Source organism: Burkholderia sp. DN3021, assembly GCF_049805555.1.
Taxonomy (GTDB): domain Bacteria; phylum Pseudomonadota; class Gammaproteobacteria; order Burkholderiales; family Burkholderiaceae; genus Burkholderia; species Burkholderia pyrrocinia_C.
On sequence record NZ_JBNCAB010000045.1, the window covers coordinates 38,042 to 58,600 of the forward strand.

At 67.6% G+C, this 20,559-nt stretch carries 18 protein-coding genes and 1 tRNA gene; 15 read left to right on the forward strand and 4 right to left on the reverse strand.

Annotated elements, in window-relative coordinates; translation table 11 throughout:
• Positions 1–426: 426 nt before the first annotated feature.
• Positions 427–1,476 (forward strand): LysR family transcriptional regulator, encoded by a 1,050-nt coding sequence (locus ACPUER_RS21690; protein WP_175963280.1) that lies wholly within the window; start codon positions 427–429, stop codon positions 1,474–1,476.
• 128 nt (positions 1,477–1,604) lie between these two features.
• On the opposite strand, the gene ACPUER_RS21695 is transcribed toward ACPUER_RS21690, so the two are convergent.
• The 3 genes from ACPUER_RS21695 to dprA form a co-directional block, all read right to left on the reverse strand.
• Entirely contained in the window at positions 1,605–4,241 is a 2,637-nt protein-coding gene (locus tag ACPUER_RS21695; RefSeq protein ID WP_175963281.1) for a DNA topoisomerase III, read from the reverse strand.
• Between the two features lie 194 nt (positions 4,242–4,435).
• A complete protein-coding gene (locus ACPUER_RS21700; protein ID WP_072437616.1) occupies positions 4,436–4,816 on the reverse strand; it encodes a thioredoxin family protein in 381 nt (126 codons plus the stop codon).
• Positions 4,817–4,852: 36 nt separating this feature from the next.
• Entirely contained in the window at positions 4,853–6,295 is a 1,443-nt protein-coding gene (gene dprA, locus ACPUER_RS21705; RefSeq protein ID WP_425132078.1) for a DNA-processing protein DprA, read from the reverse strand.
• A 71-nt stretch (positions 6,296–6,366) separates the two neighbouring features.
• Here dprA and def point away from each other — a divergent pair, with 71 nt between their 5' ends.
• The 14 genes from def to ACPUER_RS21775 all read left to right on the forward strand — a co-directional run bounded on the left by def (position 6,367) and on the right by ACPUER_RS21775 (position 19,167).
• Complete coding sequence (gene def, locus ACPUER_RS21710) at positions 6,367–6,870, forward strand: peptide deformylase (protein WP_034179358.1); 504 nt, start codon at positions 6,367–6,369, stop codon at positions 6,868–6,870.
• A gap of 34 nt (positions 6,871–6,904) precedes the next feature.
• Positions 6,905–7,888: a methionyl-tRNA formyltransferase gene (gene fmt, locus ACPUER_RS21715; RefSeq protein WP_175963283.1), complete on the forward strand. Its 984-nt coding sequence runs from the start codon at positions 6,905–6,907 to the stop codon at positions 7,886–7,888.
• 120 nt (positions 7,889–8,008) lie between these two features.
• Entirely contained in the window at positions 8,009–8,644 is a 636-nt protein-coding gene (locus tag ACPUER_RS21720) for a LysE family translocator (protein ID WP_072437613.1), read from the forward strand.
• 100 nt (positions 8,645–8,744) lie between these two features.
• A complete protein-coding gene (htpX, locus tag ACPUER_RS21725; protein ID WP_006485774.1) occupies positions 8,745–9,602 on the forward strand; it encodes a zinc metalloprotease HtpX in 858 nt (285 codons plus the stop codon).
• A 220-nt stretch (positions 9,603–9,822) separates the two neighbouring features.
• Complete coding sequence (gene rsmB / locus ACPUER_RS21730) at positions 9,823–11,214, forward strand: 16S rRNA (cytosine(967)-C(5))-methyltransferase RsmB (protein WP_175963284.1); 1,392 nt, start codon at positions 9,823–9,825, stop codon at positions 11,212–11,214.
• Positions 11,211–11,801, forward strand: coding sequence for a DUF4390 domain-containing protein (locus ACPUER_RS21735; RefSeq protein WP_425132079.1), 591 nt, complete (start codon positions 11,211–11,213; stop codon positions 11,799–11,801). Before rsmB ends, ACPUER_RS21735 begins: the two co-directional genes overlap by 4 nt.
• Positions 11,791–14,205: a sensor histidine kinase EsaS gene (esaS, locus tag ACPUER_RS21740; RefSeq protein ID WP_175963285.1), complete on the forward strand. Its 2,415-nt coding sequence runs from the start codon at positions 11,791–11,793 to the stop codon at positions 14,203–14,205. Before ACPUER_RS21735 ends, esaS begins: the two co-directional genes overlap by 11 nt.
• Positions 14,206–14,907: a response regulator transcription factor EsaR gene (gene esaR / locus ACPUER_RS21745; RefSeq protein ID WP_175963286.1), complete on the forward strand. Its 702-nt coding sequence runs from the start codon at positions 14,206–14,208 to the stop codon at positions 14,905–14,907.
• Positions 14,908–14,967: 60 nt separating this feature from the next.
• Positions 14,968–15,043: transfer RNA gene (locus tag ACPUER_RS21750), tRNA-Phe, on the forward strand.
• A gap of 337 nt (positions 15,044–15,380) precedes the next feature.
• Positions 15,381–16,115 carry a 7-cyano-7-deazaguanine synthase QueC gene (queC, locus tag ACPUER_RS21755; RefSeq protein WP_175963287.1) on the forward strand — a complete coding sequence of 245 codons (735 nt, stop codon included), beginning with the start codon at positions 15,381–15,383 and terminating at the stop codon, positions 16,113–16,115.
• A 75-nt stretch (positions 16,116–16,190) separates the two neighbouring features.
• Complete coding sequence (queE, locus tag ACPUER_RS21760; protein WP_072437609.1) at positions 16,191–16,823, forward strand: 7-carboxy-7-deazaguanine synthase; 633 nt, start codon at positions 16,191–16,193, stop codon at positions 16,821–16,823.
• 18 nt (positions 16,824–16,841) lie between these two features.
• Positions 16,842–17,294 (forward strand): 6-carboxytetrahydropterin synthase QueD, encoded by a 453-nt coding sequence (gene queD / locus ACPUER_RS21765; protein WP_006477472.1) that lies wholly within the window; start codon positions 16,842–16,844, stop codon positions 17,292–17,294.
• 314 nt (positions 17,295–17,608) lie between these two features.
• Positions 17,609–18,394, forward strand: a complete 786-nt coding sequence (locus ACPUER_RS21770) for an HpcH/HpaI aldolase family protein (RefSeq protein WP_175963289.1) — start codon at positions 17,609–17,611, stop codon at positions 18,392–18,394.
• The gene (locus ACPUER_RS21775; RefSeq protein ID WP_105389501.1) at positions 18,391–19,167 is read left to right on the forward strand and encodes a tetratricopeptide repeat protein; all 777 of its coding nucleotides are present in this window, start codon (positions 18,391–18,393) and stop codon (positions 19,165–19,167) included. Before ACPUER_RS21770 ends, ACPUER_RS21775 begins: the two co-directional genes overlap by 4 nt.
• 81 nt (positions 19,168–19,248) lie before the next feature.
• Here ACPUER_RS21775 and rodA read toward each other — a convergent pair whose 3' ends face one another.
• Positions 19,249–20,397, reverse strand: a complete 1,149-nt coding sequence (gene rodA / locus ACPUER_RS21780) for a rod shape-determining protein RodA (protein WP_175963290.1) — start codon at positions 20,395–20,397, stop codon at positions 19,249–19,251.
• Positions 20,398–20,559: the final 162 nt, after the last annotated feature.

The following is a 20,559-nucleotide window of genomic DNA, read 5'->3' on the forward strand; positions in this document are numbered from 1 at the left end:
GGTGAACGGGTGTCGCGCGTTGAAAGCGGCAGTGGCGGCGGCGCACGTCGCGCACCCGTCCCGCCCGGCCGGGGCCGACATGATGCTACGTCGGCCGCGTTCGTGGTGTCTTTTTAACAGGTTGTTACGCTCCGCCGCAATTGGCGGCAGCCACACCCGGCGCCGCTTGCGTGCGGTGCGCAAGGGTGCGCTGTTGTGTCGCATCAAATACGTCCTTCCTGATTCGGCCGCTTACTCGACGAGGTTCACCCAATTGTTGCTCCAATCAGAATAGTTGGATCAACTATCCGCAAATGGCGAGGATTTTTGACTATTTTTATCGTCAACCGGCACCTTGTTGAGCAACTCTGCATCATTTCCGCTGTCGTAGGAGAATTACGCATTTGCTTCATCTTTTTGAAGTTGTAATAGCGGCAGGAGTCGTTTATGGATCATTTGCAGTCGATGCGCGTGTTCGTCAAGGTTGCAGATCTCGGCAGTTTTGCGCGGGCCGCGAGTGCAATGGATATTTCCAACGCGGTCGCGACGCGTCACGTCGCCGATCTGGAAGGCCGGCTCGGCACGCGTTTGCTGAACCGCACCACGCGCAGCCTTTCCCTGACGGAGTCGGGCCAGGTCTATCTGGAGCGTGCTCGCCAGATCCTCGATGAGCTCGAGGATGTCGAGCAGATGGTCGTTGCGCGCAATCACGAGCCGGTCGGCACGCTGCGCATCGTCGCGCCGGTCGTGTTCGGCCTGCATAACCTCGCGCCCGTGTTGCAGACGTACACGGAGAATTTCCCGAAAGTGGTGCCGGATCTCACGCTGGTCGACCGGCAGGTCGATCTCGTCGAGGAAGGCTTCGATGTCGGCATTGTCGTCACGCGACAGATGCGCAGCGCGAGCATCGTCACGCGGCGGCTGACCACGGGCTGCATGACCGTGTGCGCGACGCCGAGCTATCTGGAGAAGCACGGCGTGCCGACCCATCCGGAGCAGCTCGTCGCGCACCCGAGCCTGAGCCTGCCGGCCGAATACTGGGGCGACGAGCGCGTGTTCACGGGGCCGGACGGCGAAGTGCGCGTGCGCCCGACCAACGTGATCGTCGCGAACAACACCGCGATGCTGCGCCAGTTCGCGCTGCTCGGGATGGGCGTCGCGATCCTGCCGAGCTACCTGATCGGCAGCGACATCGCGCGCGGCGCGCTGGTGCGGCTGCTGCCGGATTTCCGGCTGCCGCAGGTCGAAATCAACATCGCTTACCCGAGCCGGCGCCATTTGCCCGCGAAGGTGCGCACGTTCATCGACCACCTCGTCGAGTATTTCAGTCACTCGACCGATGCGACGATCGGCGAGCAGTGGGCAGCGCAGGGTGCGGCGCTCGCGCCGATCGGCGTCGAGACGCGCGCCGAGCAGCCCGAATCGGCCGACCCGAACCTGTCGCCGCGCCTGCCGCGTTCGACACGCACGCGCGTCGCGGTGCCGTCGCCGCTGTAACGGCGCGACGGCCGGGCGGCCTTTGCCGCCGGCACAAAGAAAAAACGCGGATCGAGCGATCGATCCGCGTTTTTTTTCGGCTGTCTGCCAGCGCCCGGTACGCCGGGGGAAGCCCCGGCGGCCCGCCGTTACGAGCCCGTCTTGCGCGCCGTCGTCTTGCGGGCGGCAGTCTTGGTCGCTGCGGTCTTGGTTGCGGTCTTGGCGGCGGTCTTGCGGGCCGGTGCCGGTTTCTCTTCGGCGCCTTCCGTCACGGTTTCGGCATCCTTCGTCGCCGATTTCGCCGTCTTCTTCGCGGCAGCGGCCTTCGGTTCCTTCTTCTCGAACTCGAAGCCGATCTTGCCGTCCGGCTGCTTCACGAGGAACGCCTTGAAGTTGCGGCCCGTGCGCGACGACTTGAAGTTCGGCAGCAGGTCCGTGCGGCCGTCGGCAAGCAGCTTGCCCATCTGCTCGCGCGTGATTTCCTGCTGCAGGATCACCTTGCCCGAGCGGAAGTCGCAGGTCTTCGGGTTCGCAACCGAGTGCTCGCACACGTAGCTCATCCCGTGCTCGAACACGCGGCCCTTGCACTTCGGGCACGCGCCGACCGGCTCCTGCGCGGAGAAGTCGGGCGCTTCGCCTTCCTCGCCGCCCTGGTCCTGGCCGAAATCGAACTCGAGCTTGTAGTTCTTCGTCTCGTCGTCGAAGGACAGCTTGAGGATCGCCGAGAACGGGCGGCCCATCTTGCTGCGGAACCCGGACAGCGGACCGATTTCCTTCTTCTGCAGCAGCTCCTCGACTTCGGGGATCTCGAACTGCCGGCTGCCCGGGATCTTCGAGATCGAGAACTCGCACTTCGTGCACGCGAAGCGGCGGTAATTTTCCTTCACCTGGCCGCCGCAGTTCGGGCACGGCGTCTCGAGCGTCGCGTAGTCGCCGGGAATCGTGTCGGAATCGTATTCCTTCGCGCGCTTGACGATCTGCTGCGTCATGCGGGCGATTTCCTGCATGAACGCGTCGCGCCCGAGGTTGCCGCGCTCCATCTGCGACAGCTTGTATTCCCATTCGCCGGTGAGCTCCGGCGCGGTCAGCTCCTTCACGCCGAGCCCGCGCAACAGCGTCATCAGCTGGAATGCCTTCGCGGTCGGGATCAGCTCGCGGCCTTCGCGCAACAGGTATTTCTCGCCGAGCAGGCCTTCGATGATCGCCGCTCGAGTGGCCGGCGTGCCGAGGCCCTTCGCGGCCATCGCCTCGCGCAGCTCGTCGTCCTCGACGAGCTTGCCCGCGCCTTCCATCGCGGACAGCAGTGTCGCTTCCGAGTAGCGTGCGGGCGGCTTCGTCACGAGCGCGACGGCGGCGATTTCGTCCGTCTTCACCTTCTCGTCCTTCTGCACCGGCACGAGGTTCGCGTCCGCGCCTTCGGCGTCGCGGCCGTACACCTGCAGCCAGCCCGGCTCGACGAGCACCTTGCCTTCGGTCTTGAAGTGATGGCCGGCGACTTCGGTGATCCGCGTCGTGACGCGGAATTCGGCCGCCGGGAAGAACACGGCGAGGAAGCGCTTCACGACCAGGTCGTACAGCTTCTGCTCCGGCTCGGACAGCGACTTCGGCGCCTGCAGCGTCGGGATGATTGCAAAGTGGTCGCTGATCTTCGAGTTGTCGAAGATCCGCTTGTTCGGCTTCACCCAGCCCTTGTCGAGCACCTGCTTCGCATGCGGCAGGTAGTTGTTGCTCTCCTTGAGCATCTCGAGCGTGGACTGGACCGTCGAAAGGTAGTCTTCCGGCAGCGCGCGCGCGTCGGTACGCGGGTAGGTCAGCACCTTGTGCTTTTCATACAGCGCCTGCGCGAGGCCAAGCGTGTTCTTCGCGGAGAAGCCGAAGCGGCCGTTCGCCTCGCGCTGCAGGCTCGTCAGGTCGAACAGCAGCGGCGACAGCTGTGTCGACGGCTTCGATTCCTCGGAGACCGTGCCGACCTGGTCGCGACATGCGGCGACGATCGTTTCGGCAGCCGGCAGGCTCCACAGGCGGGAGTCGCGCTTTTCCGGGTCGAATTCGTCGCGCTTGAATTTCGGGTCGTACCACTTGCCTTCATAGAAACCGCCCGCGCACGCGAATGCGGCCTTCACTTCCCAGTAGTCGCGCGGGATGAAGCGGCGGATTTTCTCTTCGCGTTCGACGACGATCGACAGCGTTGGCGTCTGAACGCGGCCGACTGTCGTCAGGAAGAAGCCGCCGCCCTTGCTGTTGAACGCGGTCATCGCGCGGGTGCCGTTGATCCCGACGAGCCAGTCGGCTTCCGAGCGGCAGCGTGCGGCGTCGGCGAGCGGCTGCATGTCCGTGTCGCTGCGCAGGTTCGCGAAACCGTCGCGGATCGCCTGCGGCGTCATCGACTGCAGCCACAGGCGCTGGACCGGCTGCTTCGCCTTCGCGTGCTGCGCGATCAGGCGGAAAATCAGTTCGCCCTCGCGCCCCGCGTCACATGCGTTGATCAGGCGGTCGACGTCCTTGCGCTTCATCAGCTTGGTGAGCACCTTGAGGCGCGACTCGCTTTTTGCGATCGGGTTCAGGTCGAAATGCGGGGGGATGACGGGCAGATGCGCGAAGCTCCATTTCCCGCGCTTGACCTCGTACTCTTCCGGGGCGGCGATTTCGAGCAAGTGGCCGACAGCGGACGAAAGGACGAATTCGTCGCTTTCATAGTATTCGTCATGCTTGGTAAAGCCGCCCAAAGCGCGCGCGATGTCGTTCGCGACAGAAGGCTTTTCCGCAATGATCAGTGCTTTGGACATGACAGGTGTGTGATGGTAGACCGGGTTCGCCGGTTGAGGGTCCCTTTTACGACCGCTTTATAGCACACGCCGGAGCGACGGCGGCTCGGCGTGCAAAAAGCGGCTCATCATAGAGGGGGGCTGCAACGGCGGCAAGCGCCCGGCGCGGCGGGCGCGCGCAAACGCGCGAAAAACCGTTGGGCTGGCACGCGAATTCAGGCTTCGACGTTCAGGACGTTGCGCAATTTCGGTGCGTGTGGCGCACCGGGTACCGCACTCAGGTCGGACAGCATTCGTTCGACGATCGCCGCGTGCGGCAGCACCGTGCCGAAGAAGCGTGCGGTGTTGGCATCCTCGATCAGGATCGTCGGGAAGTTCTCGACGTCGAGATCGTCGAGGCGGTCGGCATGCGTTTCGATGTCGATCCAGGCGAAGCAGGCGTCGGGATGCGCGTCGGCGAGCTGGTCGAAGGCCGTCCGGTAGTCGCGGCACGTGCCGCACCACTCGGCGCACAGGCAGGCGACAAGCAACGTGCCGGGATCGGCGAGGCGCTCGGCGATCCGATCCGCATCGGTGTCGAGATTCAGCGCGGGCATGGATTTCCTTGAGTATCGTCGGCGGCGCGGCCGCCCCTATTCGGGGAAATGTAGCACGCCGCGCGCGGGCGGGGTGGGCGCGGCGTCAAGCCGCGCGAAGCGTCCGCCGGGGAGGCTCGCGACGCGACCGGCCAGTTCGAGCGCGAGCAGCGCGCGGTGCAGCATGTCGTCGGACAGGCCGCTGTGCTCGGCGAGCCATTCGAATGTGACGGGGCCGTATCCCAGTGCGGCGAGCACGGCCTGTTCGAATGGGGTGCAGGGCGAAGGCGGCGGTGATGCTTCGATTCGGGCTGGCGCGGCGGCCGGACCGGCGGGGGGCGCTTCCATGATGGCGGCGCCGGCGCGCTGGCCGGAGGCTTCGGTTTCGCGAACCTCGTCGGGATTCGCGCCCCGAATTCCGGGGCGCGCCGCACTGGTCGTCGGTTCGCCCAGCCCGTATTCCTCGAGAATATCGAGCGGCGCCGCCGTGAGCTTCGCGCCGTCGCGGATCAGCGCGTGGCAGCCCTGCGCGAGCGGTGCGTGAATCGAGCCCGGCATCGCGAACACATCGCGCCCCAGTTCGTTCGCGAGCCGCGCGGTGATCAGCGAGCCGGAGCGCGGGGCGGCTTCGACGACGAGCGCGCCGATCGCCAGCGCCGCGATCAGCCGGTTGCGCTGCGGGAAATGCGCTGCGCGGGCCGGTGTGCCGAGCGGCCATTCCGACAGGATCGCACCGTGCGCGGCGATCTCGTGGGCGAGTGCGCGGTGCCGCGCCGGATAGACGAGATCGGCACCCGTCGCGATCACCGCGACCGTGCCCGACCGGCCGTCGAGCCCGCCGCGATGCGCGGCGCCGTCGATCCCGAGCGCGAGGCCCGACGCGATCGGGAGCCCCGCGTCGGACAGCGCGCGTGCGAAGTGCGTCGCATCGGCGAGCCCCTGCGGCGTCGCGTGGCGGCTGCCGACCACGGCGAGGCTGCGTGCGTGCAGCAGGTCGAGCCGGCCCTTTACATATAGCAGCGGCGGCGGGTCGTGCAGGTCGCGCAGCCGCGGCGGGTAGGCCGGATCGCTGAGCGTGACGAGCGCGTTGCCCGGCGCATCGAGCCATGCGAGCGCGGCGTCGGTGCGCGCATCGAGATCGTCGCGTTCGCTTGCGCGCACGGCCTGCGCGGCGGCGGGGCTGCTCACGGCGGCAATGGCCTGGTCGGACGCGCGCAGCAGCGCCGCCGGCGAGCCGAACGCGTCGAGCAGCGCCTGCAGTACGGCGGGTGCGAGGCCGGGCGCATGCCCGAGCTGCAGCCACGCGCGCAACGCGGAGGTGGTCAGCGCTTGAGGCGACATGAGGCTGCCCTCGAACGCGACGGCCAGCGGACCGCGTGGCGCCATGATAAAATTTTCATCATCCGAAATACTCGACAGGGCCGCGCGCGCAGGCGCCCGGCCAATTGCAGGAGGCGCGATCCGCGGCATTGATACGCCGCGCATCCGCCTCATCTTCATTGCATCGCGGCGGCGGCGCCAGCCGGCCGGATGGCCGATGCCGCACCCTGCTCTACCGAATACCGAACGCCATGGCTTTGCTCAACATTCTTCACTACCCCGACAAGCGGCTGCACAAGGTCGCCAAGCCCGTCGACAAGGTCGACGACCGAATCCGCAAGCTCGTCGCCGACATGGCCGAGACCATGTACGCGGCGCCCGGCATCGGCCTTGCGGCCACGCAGGTCGACGTGCACGAGCGCGTGATCGTGATCGACGTTTCCGAGGAAAAGAACGAGCTGCGCGCGTTCATCAACCCCGAGATCGTCTGGTCGAGCGACGTGAAGCAGATCTATGAAGAGGGCTGCCTGTCGGTGCCCGGCATCTACGACGAAGTCGAGCGTCCCGACCACGTGCGCGTGCGCGCGCTCAACGAGCAGGGCGAGGCCTTCGAGCTCGACTGCGAGGGCCTGCTCGCCGTATGCGTCCAGCACGAGATGGATCATCTGATGGGGCGCGTGTTCGTCGAATACCTGTCGCCGCTCAAGCAGACGCGCATCAAGACGAAGATGAAGAAACTCGAACGCGCGATGTGACGCGCGTTCATCCTGCCCGACCCCGAACGCTGTCATGACCCATACGTTGCGCGTGATTTTTGCCGGCACGCCGGAATTTGCCGCGGCTGCCCTCGCCGCGATCCACGAGGCTGGTTTTCCGGTGCCGCTCGTGCTCACCCAGCCCGATCGCCCGGCCGGCCGCGGGATGAAACTGCAGGCGAGCGCCGTGAAGCGCTACGCCGTCGAGCATGGCATGCCCGTCGCGCAGCCGCCGTCGCTGCGCCGCGCGGGCAAGTACCCCGCGGAGGCGGCCGACGCGCTCGAGCTGCTGCGCACGACGCCGCACGACGTGATGGTGGTCGCCGCGTACGGCCTGCTGCTGCCGCAGGAGGTGCTCGACATTCCGCGCAGCGGTTGCATCAACATCCATGCGTCGCTGCTGCCGCGCTGGCGCGGCGCCGCGCCGATCCACCGCGCGATCGAGGCCGGCGACGCCGAGACGGGCGTCACGCTGATGCAGATGGACGTCGGCCTCGACACCGGCGCGATGATCGAAGAGGCGCGCATCGCGATCGCACCCGACGACACGACCGCGACGCTGCACGACCGGCTGGCCGCCGACGGCGCGCGGCTGATCGTCGACGCGCTCGTGCGGCTCGAGCGCGACGGTACGCTGCCGGCGACGCCGCAGCCGGCCGACGGCGTGACCTATGCGGAAAAGATCGGCAAGCACGAAGCGGCGCTCGACTGGCGCAAGCCTGCCGACGTGCTCGCGCGCCAGGTGCGTGCGTTCGATCCGTTCCCCGGCGGCGTCGCGACGCTCGACGGCGCGGCAATCAAGCTGTGGGCTGCCGAGCCGGTGGCGGCGCGCGGCGACGCAGCGCCGGGCATGATCGTCGAAGCCGCGCCGGAAGGCGTGGTCGTCGCGTGCGGCAGTGGCGCGCTGCGCGTCACGCAGTTGCAGAAGCCGGGCGGCAAGCGGCTGCCCGCGCGCGAATTCCTCGCCGGCTCGCCGCTCGCCGCGGGGCAGCGTTTCGCGCTGCCTGACGTTGCCTAACGTGACCTGACCGCCATTCGACACGGCCTGCCGGCCCTGCGCAATCGGCCGAACGGTCGAGTCGCGCAGCGCGGCAGGCGCGCGTAGAATTTCCCTGCGCTCTCCGGTTTCGAGGTTTTCATGTTCGGCATCACCCATTTCGGCTTCTTCGTGCTGGCAGTTTTCTTGCTGAACGTCACGCCCGGCCCCGACACGGCCTACATCGTCGGCCGCAGCGTCGCGCAGGGCCGCGGCGCGGGGCTGATGTCGGCGCTCGGCATTTCGGCCGGCTGCTGCGTTCACGCACTCGCGTGCGCATTCGGCCTCACGGCGCTGCTTGCGGCGTCGGCTGCCGCGTTCACGGTGATCAAGCTGGTCGGCGCCGCGTACCTGATCTATCTCGGCGTGCGGATGATCGTCGCGAAGCAGGCCGCCGCGCCGTCGGGCGCCGAGGCCGCCACGGCAGCAAAGCCGCTGCGCCAGCTGTTCATGCAGGGCTTCTGGACCAACGTGTTGAACCCGAAGGTCGTGCTGTTCTTCGTGTCGTTCTTCCCGCAGTTCGTGTCGGCCGACAGCCCGCACAAGGCATTGGCGTTCCTGACCCTCGGCGCGGTGTTCGTCGCGATGAGCACGGTCTGGACCAGCCTGGTCGCATGGGTCGCGGGCAGCGTCACGCAGCGCTTTTCCGACAAGCCGGGCGTCAGGAAGTGGCTCGACCGCACGGTCGGCAGCGCTTTCGTCGGCCTCGGCCTGCGTCTTGCAACATCGCAACGCTGAGATTGAATTTTTCCGGCAAGACCTTATCTAACAAATCGCTTACAATTTTCCGTCGCGCCCTGTGATGCGCGGCGGGTTCCCTGACGGATAAGGAGTGGGTATGTTCAATTGGGTCAAAACGGCGATGCTGATGGCCGCGATCACGGCCCTGTTCATCGTGATCGGCGGAATGATCGGCGGCTCGCGCGGCATGACGATCGCGCTGCTGTTCGCGCTCGGCATGAATTTCTTCTCGTACTGGTTCTCCGACAAGATGGTGCTGCGCATGTACAACGCGCAGGAAGTCGACGAGAACACGGCGCCGCAGTTCTACCGGATGGTGCGCGAGCTGGCCACGCGCGCGAACCTGCCGATGCCGCGCGTCTACCTGATCAACGAGGATGCGCCGAACGCGTTCGCGACGGGCCGCAACCCCGAGCACGCGGCGGTCGCCGCGACGACAGGCATCCTGCGCGTGCTGTCGGAGCGCGAAATGCGCGGGGTGATGGCGCACGAGCTCGCGCACGTGAAGCACCGCGACATCCTGATCTCGACGATCACCGCGACGATGGCGGGCGCGATCTCGGCGCTTGCGAACTTCGCGATGTTCTTCGGCGGGCGCGACGAGAACGGCCGGCCGGCCAACCCGATCGCGGGTATTGCGGTCGCGCTGCTCGCGCCGATCGCCGGCGCGCTGATCCAGATGGCGATTTCGCGGGCACGCGAGTTCGAGGCCGACCGCGGCGGCGCGCAGATTTCCGGCGATCCGCAGTCGCTCGCGACCGCGCTCGACAAGATCCATCGCTATGCGGCCGGCATCCCGTTCCAGGCGGCCGAAGCGCATCCGGCCACCGCGCAGATGATGATCATGAACCCGCTGCACGGCGGCGGCCTGCAGAACCTGTTCTCGACGCACCCGGCCACCGAGGAACGCATTGCGCGCCTGATGGAGATGGCGCGTACCGGCCGCTTCGATTAAACCTCGGCGCACCGCGCGGCCGTTGCCGCGCGGCGTCCGCCTCGCCACCCCGCACGCTTCGCGCTGCGGGGTGTTTCATTTGTGCGCGCCCTAAAGGGGCCAAAGGGGCCGCATGGTCGCACGCTACAATGCGCGGTTTGGGATCGCAGGGCCGCGCGGCCGCCGCAATCCCGCCGTTTGCCGCATTTGTTAGCTGCGCTTGTTTGCCGATTCCGCTCCGATGACACGAACCCGTTCTCCCGCTCCGTCTTCTTCCGGCCGCCCGGCGCGCCTGTCCGCGCCGCATCTTGCGCCCGATTCGCTCGGCTTCGCACTCGACGCGGCCGCGCAGGCGGTCGATGCGGTACGGCGCGGCACTGCGCTGCCGGCAGCGCTCTCGGCGGTATTCGCGCAGATGGCGTCCGGTGCGCAGGCGCTCGCGCGCGGCGCGACGCAGGACGTCGCGTACCGGACGATGCGTCGCCTCGGCAGCGTGGACTGGCTGATCGGCCGGCTCGTCAGCAAGGCGCCGCCCGCGCACGTGAACGCGGTGCTCGCCGGTGCGCTCGCGCTGCTGCTCGATCCGGCGGACGATGCCGCATACTCGGCGTTCACGGTGGTTGACCAGGCCGTGACCGTGATCGGCGCGCGCCGCGAATACGCATTCGCGAAGGGGTTGGTCAACGCGGTGCTGCGTCGGTTCCTGCGCGAGCGCGACGTGCTCGTCGCGGCGATGCAGGACGACGCCGTTGCGCGCTGGAATTACCGCGCATGGTGGGTCGATGCGGTGAAGCGCGCATGGCCCGACGCATGGCAGGCGATCCTCGCGGCCGGCGAGCGCCAGGGGCCGCTGACGCTGCGCGTGAATGCCCGTCGCGCGAGCGTCGACGCGTATCTCGACACGCTGCGCGCGAGCGGCATCGACGCGACTGCGATCGGCCGGCATGCGGTGCGGCTCGCATCGGCGCTGCCGGTCGAGCGCATTCCGGGATTCGCCGACGGCGTGGTGTCGGTGCAGGACGCTGGCGCGCAGCTCGCGGCCGAATGGCTCGGTGCGCGCGACGGCATGCGCGTACTCGACGCATGCGCGGCGCCCGGCGGCAAGACCGGCCATATTCTCGAGCTGGCCAACGCGGAAGTCGTCGCGCTCGAAAGCGACGCGACGCGCGCGGCGCGCATCGGCGAGAACCTCGTGCGCCTGTCGCTCGCAGCGGACGTGCGTGTCGGCGATGCGGGTGCGCCCGGCGCGTGGTACGACGGGCGCCCGTTCGACCGCATCCTGGCCGATGTGCCGTGCTCGGCATCGGGCATCGTGCGGCGGCATCCCGACATTCGCTGGCTGCGCCGCGAGGCCGACATCCCGGCGCTCGTCGCGGAACAGCGCCGCATCCTGTCGGCGCTGTGGCCGCTCGTGAAGCCGGGCGGCGAACTGCTTTACGTGACCTGCTCGATCTTCCCCGAAGAAGGCGAGTTGCAGGCCCGCTGGTTTGAAGCGGTCTGTGAAGATGCGGTACGATTGGACGCCCCCGGCCAGCTGCTGCCGGGCGGAGTGCAGGGAGGGGCTGCCGCCGGCGCACTCGACCAGAACACCGATCACGACGGATTTTTCTACGCGCGGTTTCAGAAACGGTGACGATCAAACACCTTTTTCCACTTCGGCTCGCGGCCGTCCTGATGGTCGCGTTGACGCTGTGCCTGGCCGTCGTCCGGCCGGCGCATGCCCAGTCGATCGCCGTGCAGCGCGCGTCGCTCCAGGCCGACGGAAGCGGCTGGAGCCTCGATGCCCGCTTCGATTTCGAGCTGAATCCGAACCTCGAGGATGCCGTCAACAAGGGCATCCCGCTTTACTTCACGACCGACTTCGAGCTGAGCCGCGCGCGCTGGTACTGGTTCGACGAGCAGCCGGTGTCGGTGACGCAGACGATCCGCCTGTCGTTCCAGCCGCTCACGCGCGAATACCGCGTGTCGACGGGCGGCCTGCAGCTCGGCTTCCCGTCGCTGAAGGATGCGCTCGCGGTCGTCAGGCACATCACGTCGTGGCACGTGATCGACCGCAACCAGGTGCGCGTGGGGGAAACCTACATGGCGTCGGTGCGGATGCAGCTCGATACGGCGCTGATGCCGAAGCCGTTCCAGGTCGACGCCGTGAACAATCGCGACTGGACGCTCGGGTCGGACTGGAAGCGCTTCAACTTCACGGTGACCGAACGTGCTAAATAAAGTGCGCCGCGCGGCCAGCGGGAAGAGCCTCCTTGTTCGCGTGATCGTCTCGACCGTCGCGTTCACCGCGCTGCTGCTGCTCGTGCTGCTCGCGGCCGCGAGCGCGAATACCGAATTCTTCGATCGCTACTACTCGTGGCTGTACGCGACCAACATCGTCGTCGCGCTGGTGTTCCTGCTCGTGGTGCTCGGGCTGATCGGGATGATCGTCGTGCGCCTGAGGAAGGGCAAGTTCGGCACGCGGCTGCTCGCGAAGCTCGCGGTGTTCTTCGCGCTCGTCGGCGTGGTGCCGGGCGGGATCATCTACATCGTGTCGTACCAGTTCGTGTCGCGCAGCATCGAGTCGTGGTTCGACGTGAACGTCGAGACGGCGCTGACGGCCGGCCTGAACCTCGGCCGCGGGATGCTCGATGCGTCGCTGTCCGATCTGCAGACGAAGGCGCGACTGATGTCCGACCAGCTCGCGAGCGTCGACGCGAACACGAACGGCACGACACTCACGCTGCTGCGGCTGCGCGACCAGTTCGGCGTGCAGGACGCGACGATTGTCGAGCCGAGCCGCGGCGGCTCGGGCGCGGCGCCCGACCTGCACATCGTCGCGCAGGCGTCGGGCAATTTCGCGGCGCTGATTCCGGACGACCTGCCGACGCCGCTGATGCTGAGCCAGGCGCGCGAACACGGCGCGTACGCGGCGATCGAAGGCGAAGTCGATGGCGATCCGCGCGCGCACGGCGCGAAGGGTGCGCTGCGGCTGCGCGTCGTGCGGCCGATTCCCGATGCGACGACGTCGCTGCTGCAGCCGGCCGAACGCTTCCTGCAGCTCACGCAGCCGGTGCCGCCGACGCTCGCGCACAACGCGGACGCCGTGCAGCGCGCGTACCGCGAGTATCAGGAAAAGGCGCTCGGCCGCACGGGCCTGCGCAAGATGTACATCGGCACGCTGACGCTCGCGCTGTTCCTCGCGACCTTCATCGCGATGATGCTCGCGCTCGCACTCGGCCAGCAGCTCGCGCGGCCGCTGTTCCTGCTCGCGCAGGGCACCAAGGAGATCACGGAAGGCGACTATACGCCGAAGCGCGAGATCAAGACGCGCGACGAGCTCGGCTTCCTCACGCAGTCGTTCAACGCGATGACGCGCCAGTTGTCCGAGGCGCGTCTCGCGGTCGAGAAGAACCGCATCGCGCTCGAGCATTCGAAGACGTATCTCGAGAGCATCCTCGCGAACCTGACGGCCGGCGTGTTCGTGCTCGACCGCCAGTTCCGGCTGACGACGGCCAACCGCGGCGCCGAGCGGATCTTCCGGCAGCCGTTCAACGCGCTGATCGGCACGACGCTCGACCAGATCGGCGTTGCGGCGGGATTCGGCGCAATGGTGCGCAAGGCATTCGCCGATCGCGAGGCGGCATCCGACGGCGGCAGCGGCGATCGAGGCCACTGGCAGCAGCAGTTCGCGATCGAGATGCCGGGCGAAACCGAACCGCTGACACTGCTCGTGCGCGGCGCGCGCCTCGTGTCGACGGTCGAGGGGCAGGCCGACGATCCGCAGACGTCCGGTTACGTGGTGGTATTCGACGACATTTCCGACGTGATTTCCGCGCAGCGCTCGGTTGCGTGGGGCGAGGTCGCGCGGCGGCTCGCGCACGAGATCAAGAATCCGCTGACGCCGATCCAGTTGTCGGCCGAGCGGCTGCAGATGAAGCTGTCCGACAAGCTCGCGCCGTCCGACGCGGATGTGCTCAAGCGCGGCGCGACGATGATCGTCAACCAGGTGGCCGCGATGAAGCGGATGGTCGACGATTTCCGCGAATACGCGCGCACGCCGCCGGCGGTGCTCGCGAACCTGCAGTTGAACGAACTGGCGAGCGAGGTGCTCGGGCTGTACGGCGTCGGCGAAGGCAAGAGCCCGATCGTCGCCGAGCTCGCGCCATCGCTGCCGGTGATTCGCGGCGACGCGACGCAATTGCGCCAGGTGATACACAACCTGCTGCAGAATGCGCAGGATTCGGTCGCGGAAGCCGAGCATCCGCGTGTGTTGATCGAAACCAAGACAGTAGAATATGGCGATCCCGACGCCGAGGGCAAAACGCGCGTCGCGGTACGTCTTACCGTGTCCGACAACGGGCCCGGTTTTCCGGCACGCATCCTGACCCGCGCGTTCGAGCCTTACGTGACGACGAAGGCGAAGGGCACGGGGCTCGGGCTGGCCACGGTCAAGAAGATCGTCGACGAGCACGGTGCGCGGATCGATCTGCGCAATCGCATGCACGGCGAGACCGTCGAGGGTGCGCAGGTGTCGATCCTGTTCCTGCAGATGGCGAGCGATGCGCCAGGCGCCGAACCGGGCGTGCAGGGCGGGACGACCCCCGCTAAGACAAAAGCAAGTGAGCAGACAAGGGCAGCGTAAATGGCAACCATCCTGGTGGTAGATGATGAAATGGGCATCCGGGAATTGCTCTCGGAGATCCTCAGCGATGAAGGACATGTCGTCGAGGCAGCGGAGAACGCGCAGGCCGCGCGGGAATACCGGCTGAATCAGGCGCCCGATCTCGTGCTGCTCGATATCTGGATGCCCGATACCGACGGCGTCACGTTGCTCAAGGAATGGGCGGCGCAGGGGCTGCTGACGATGCCCGTGATCATGATGTCCGGGCACGCGACGATCGACACGGCCGTCGAGGCGACGAAGATCGGCGCGCTCGATTTCCTCGAGAAGCCGATCGCGCTGCAGAAGCTGCTGAAGTCCGTCGAGCACGGTCTCGCACGCGGCGCGGCGCCGGTGTCCGCCAACGCGGCGGCGAAGGGCGGCGCCGGACAGGCAGCGGGGCCCGCGGCGGTTGCATCCGCGGCTGCGCTGCCGACGCTCGGCGACGACATGGCGGCGGCGCTCGGCCTCGCGGGGCAGACGGCCGCGATCCCGTTCGACATCCCGTTGCGCGAAGCGCGCGATGCGTTCGAGCGCGCGTACTTCGAATATCACCTCGCGCGCGAGAACGGCAGCATGACGCGCGTCGCGGAGAAGACGGGCCTCGAGCGCACGCACCTGTATCGCAAGCTCAAGCAGCTCGGCGTCGAGTTGGGCAAGAAGCCGTCCGAAGGCGCGGCATAAATTTTTTTGCGAAAACGCTTGAGCAGGTGGGGAAAGCTCGATATACTTTCATTCTTCGTTGGCCCGGTAGCTCAGTTGGTAGAGCAGCGGATTGAAAATCCGCGTGTCGATGGTTCGATTCCGTCCCAGGCCACCAGCAGTTCCAACCCCAAGAATCGGAAGGTTCTTGGGGTTTTTCGTTTGTGGTGGGCATCGCGTGCGCGGCAGCATTCGCGCAGGCATGATAAAATCCGTTCCCGCTCAATGACTTAGCGCATCGCTACATGCGCACGGCAGGCTGCCGGTGATGCGCCGCCGTGACGCGCGGCAACGATGCCGCGCGATGGGCGGTATAAGCGCTCCGCCGCGTTCGCGGCCGATCGCGCTGCCTATACTGGTCGAGCCGGCGCAGGCCGGTACGCGTCGGGCCGCCCGGCGGCAGCCGGCCCCGGGGCGCAGCGCGACGCGAGCCTACACATTCACGGAGTATCACGGTGATTCGGACAGACGCTAAAGACGGCGCGCTCGTGTTGTTTTCCGGCGGGCAGGACTCGGCCACGTGCGTGGCGTGGGCCCTCGAACGCTACCAGACGGTCGAGACCCTCGGCTTCGATTACGGCCAGCGTCATCGTGTCGAGCTCGAATGCCGCGAAGGCGTGCGCGAAGCGCTGAAGCGCGACTTTTCCGCGTGGACGGACCGGCTCGGCGACGATCACATGATCGACCTGTCGGTGCTCGGCGCGATCAGCGATACCGCGATGACGCGCACGATCGAGATCGAGACGACGGCGAACGGCCTGCCGAACACGTTCGTGCCGGGCCGCAACCTGCTGTTCATGACGATCGCCGCGGCGATCGCGTATCGCCGCGGGCTGCGCGTGCTGGTCGGCGGGATGTGCGAGACCGATTTTTCGGGCTACCCCGACTGCCGCGACGATACGATGAAGGCGCTGCAGGTCGCGCTGAATCTCGGGATGGACACGCGCATCGTGCTCGAGACGCCGCTGATGTGGCTCGACAAGGCGCAGACGTGGCAGCTCGCCGAACAGCTCGGCGGCGAAGCGCTCGTCGAACTGATCCGCGTCGAGACGCACACGTGCTACGTGGGCGAGCGCGCGGAACTGCACGACTGGGGCTTCGGCTGCGGCGAGTGCCCGGCCTGCAAGCTGCGCAAGCGCGGCTACGAGGCCTACCTGAAGGGCGAGCGGGTGACCGAAGCGCCGCTGTGACGCGGCTGCGCCGGCAGCGCTTGATGAATAACGGATTCTGATCGACAACGAGCGGCGCGAGCCGGACGACGGACGATGACTTACGCGGTCAAGGAAATTTTCTACACGTTGCAGGGCGAGGGCGCGAACGCGGGCCGGCCGGCCGTGTTCTGCCGGTTCGCCGGCTGCAACCTGTGGTCGGGCCGCGAAGAGGATCGCGAAGAGGCCGTGTGCCGCTTCTGCGATACGGACTTCGTCGGCACCGACGGCGAGAACGGCGGCAAGTTCAAGGACGCCGAAGCGCTCGTCGCGACGATCGCCGGCCTGTGGCCGGACGGCGAAGCGCACCGCTTCGTCGTCTGCACGGGCGGCGAGCCGATGCTGCAGCTCGACCAGCCGCTCGTCGACGCGCTGCACGCGGCCGGCTTCGAGATCGCGATCGAGACCAACGGCTCGCTGCCGGTGCTCGAATCGATCGACTGGATCTGCGTGAGCCCGAAGGCCGACGCGCCGCTCGTCGTCACGAAGGGCAACGAACTGAAGGTCGTGATCCCGCAGGACAACCAGCGGCTGGCCGATTATGCGAAGCTCGACTTCGAGTATTTCCTCGTCCAGCCGATGGACGGCCCGTCGCGCGACCTCAATACGAAGCTCGCGATCGACTGGTGCAAGCGTCATCCGCAGTGGCGCCTGTCGATGCAGACCCACAAATATCTGAACATTCCCTGAGCCACGGCTTTTGACATCGTGCTGATTACCCGAAAACTCGAATTCGACGCGGGCCACCGCATTCCCGATCACCGCAGCCAATGCAGGAACCTGCACGGCCATCGCTACGTGCTCGAAATCACGTTGCGCGGCGATCTCGTCGATACCGAGGGCGCTCCCGACCGCGGCATGGTGATGGATTTCGCCGACGTGAAGGCGCTCGCGATGGAGCACCTCGTCAGCAAGTGGGACCATGCATTCCTGGTCTATGCGCGCGACGACGTCGTGCGCTCGTTCCTCGAACAGATGGCCGACCACAAGACTGTCGTGATCGACCGGATCCCGACCGTCGAGAACCTCGCGGCGATCGCGTTCGACCTCCTCGCGAACGTGTACGACGCGCACTACGGCGTGAACCTGCGCCTCGAGCGCGTGCGCCTGTACGAAACGCCGAACTGCTGGGCCGACGTCGAGCGCCAGCCCGGCCGCTGATCCTGCCTTCCCGGCAGCCCCGCCGGCCGGCGCGGGCTGCCCGTCACCGTGCCCTGCGGCCTCGTCCCGCGCCGGCGCTGCTCCCCGTCCGTTCCCACATTCCGCGTAACGCCGCGCTATGATCGTTGCGTGGCACTCGTAAAACGCACCCGTGCGCGGTCGTGCGGCCCGCGCTGTCAGATCGGCTGTTCACGGCCGACTAATGTTGAAGGGCGCGGTCTGGCGCCGCCGCGCTGTGCTGTCCGGCGTGTTGCGCCCCGCTTCGCCCGATGCTTGTCCCGTTCGATTGCCGTTCCGTCCAGGAGGCCGTATCGATGAGCACGCTCACCAATTCCCTCAAACAACGCCTGCGCGACGGCGACGAGCCGCTGTATGGCCTGTGGCTGTCGCTCGGCAGCGACTCGGCCGCGGAAGCGCTCGCGCACGCCGGCTACGACTGGCTCTGCATCGACATGGAGCACGCGCCGAACGACAGCCGCGACGTCGTGTCGCAGTTGCGCGCGATCGCCGCCGCGCACCTGCCGAGCGAACCCGTCGTGCGCGTGCCGGCGCGCGAGCCGTGGCTCGTGAAGCGCGCGCTCGACGCCGGCGCGCGCACGCTGATGTTTCCGTGCATCGAGACGCCCGACGACGCCGCGCACGCGGTGCGGCTCACGCGCTTCCCGTCGCCGGAATCGCCTGACGGGCTGCGCGGCGTCGCGGGCATGGTGCGCGCGGCGGCGTTCGGCATGCGCCGCGATTACGTGCAGACGGCGAACGCGCAGGTCGCGGTGATCGTGCAGATCGAATCGGCGCGCGGCGTCGACGAAGTCGAGCGGATCGCGGCGACGCCCGGTGTCGACTGCCTGTTCATCGGCCCGGCCGATCTCGCGGCGAGCCTCGGGCATCTCGGCGACATCCGCCACCCGGACGTCGAAACCGCGATGGCGCGCGTGCTCGCGGCCGGCAAGCAGGCCGGCGTCGCGGTCGGCATTTTCGCGGGCGACACGGCGGGCGCGCGGCAGTACCGCGACGCCGGCTACCGGATGATCACGCTGTCGGCCGACGTGAGCTGGCTGCTGCGTGCGACGCGGCAAGCGCTGCAGGAGGTACGGTCATGAACGGCGGCGACGGCGCGTCTTGCGGGCGCGCGCAGGGTGCGGCCGGTGCGCGCGGGCGGTTCGGCGCGATGCTCGGCCTGTGGGCCGTGTGTGTCGCGGCGGCCGCGCAGGGTGCGCCGCAAGCGAAGCCCGATCCGTCGCGCGAGACGCAATCGGCGGTCGCCGACTACAACGCCGGCGACTATCGCGCGGCGCTGGTGCAGTTCCACGACGCGGCCGAGCGCGGCGACCGTCTCGCGCAGTTCAACTACGCGATGATGCTGCTGACGGGCGAAGGCGTGACGGCGAACGTCGACGAAGGGTTGCGCTGGCTGAAGCGCGCGGCCGACGCGAACATGTCGCATGCGCAGTACGTGTACGGCCGGATGTTCGACGACGGCGAGTTCGTCGCGCGCAATCCGGCCGAAGCGCATCGCTGGTTCCTGCGGGCGGCGAAGCAGGGGCACGTGCAGGCCGAGCTGTCGCTCGCGAACCAGTTCCTCGACGGGCGCGGCACGCCGCGCGACAACCGGCAGGCGTTCGCGTGGTACAAGCAGGCCGCCGATGCGGGCGAGCCGACCGCGCAGTACGTGACCGCGTCGTTCTACGAGCGCGGCGGCGACGGCGTTGCGCAGAACCTGAACATCGCGCGGGCCTATTACGCGGCGGCTGCCGCGCAGGGCGACGAGACCGCCGGATTGAAATTCAAGGAGCTGAGCGCGCGGCTGAAGGCGCAGGGGCCGGCGTCGGGCGTCGGTGCTGAGCCGGGGAGCCCGCGCGCGGCACCGCAGTGAGCGGCCGACGCGCCGCGTTGCCGCGTTCGAAACGCACGATAAAAAAACGGCGCCGGGGCGCCGTTCTTCTTTGCCGCGTGGTCAGCTCTTCATCAGCCGCCGCTGTCGCCCGACGCTCATGATCATCCCGATCGCGATGCCGAGCGTCGCGAGCGCGGTGCCGCCGTAGCTCATGAACGGCAACGGCACGCCGACGACCGGCAGCACGCCGCTCACCATCCCGATGTTGACGAACGCATAGACGAAGAACGCGAGCGTGAGCGAGCCCGCGAGCAGGCGGCCGAACAGCGTCGCGCCCTGCGCCGCGATATAGAGCCCGCGCGCGATCAGCGCCATATACAGCGTCAGCAGCACGATCCCGCCGACCAGCCCCCATTCCTCCGAGAACACCGCGAAGATGAAGTCGGTGTGCTTCTCCGGAATGAATTCGAGGTGCGCCTGCGTGCCTTTCAGGTAGCCCTTGCCGAGCGCGCCGCCCGAGCCGATCGCGATCACGGCCTGGATCGTGTGAAAGCCCTTGCCGAGCGGGTCGGAGGTCGGGTCGAGCAGCGTGCACACGCGGTGCTTCTGGTAGTCGTGCATCAGCGGCCACTGCACTTCGGGCTGGCAGATGCGATCCTCGAACACGGCGATCGACCCGACCGCGATCACGCCCGCGACGAGCACCGGCACGATCAGCTTGAACGACAGGCCGGCGAGGTAGATCACGAAGAAGCCGGCCGCGAACACGAGCAGGCCCGTGCCGAGGTCGGGCTGCTTCGCGATCAGTCCGACCGGCACCATCAGGATCCCGAACGCGGCGAGGAAGTCGTACCAGCGCAGCCCGCCTTCGCGGCGCTGGTAGTACCACGCGAGCATCAGCGGCGTCGCGATCTTGAGGATCTCCGACGGCTGGATCACGACGCCGACGTTCAGCCAGCGCTTCGCGCCCTTCTTCGTCATCCCGAACAGCGCGACCGCGATCAGCAGCGCGACCCCGAACGTATAGAGCGGGACCGCGAAGCGCATCAGCGTGGTCGGCGGGATGTTGGCGATCACCCACATCAGCACGAACGTCAGCAGGATGTTGCGCAACTGGTCCTCGACGCGGCCCGGCATGTCGATCGCCGCGCTGTACAGCGTGACGATGCCGACGCACAGCAGCAGGAACACGATGAGGGCGAGCGGGCGGTCGAAGCCCGCGAACATCTGCTTGATCTTGTCGAGCCAGGCGCGCTTGTCGAATTGCATGCCTTTCTCCGTTAATGAGCGGCGCCGGTGTCCGCCGCTTTCGCGGGGGCCGTCGCGCGGTGGTTGTCGTCCCGCGGCGTGGCGACGAGCGGCTGCGCATCGCTGGCGGGCCGGCGCGGCCGGTGCGGGCGCCGGATCGGCGGCAGGCTCGCGGCCATCGGC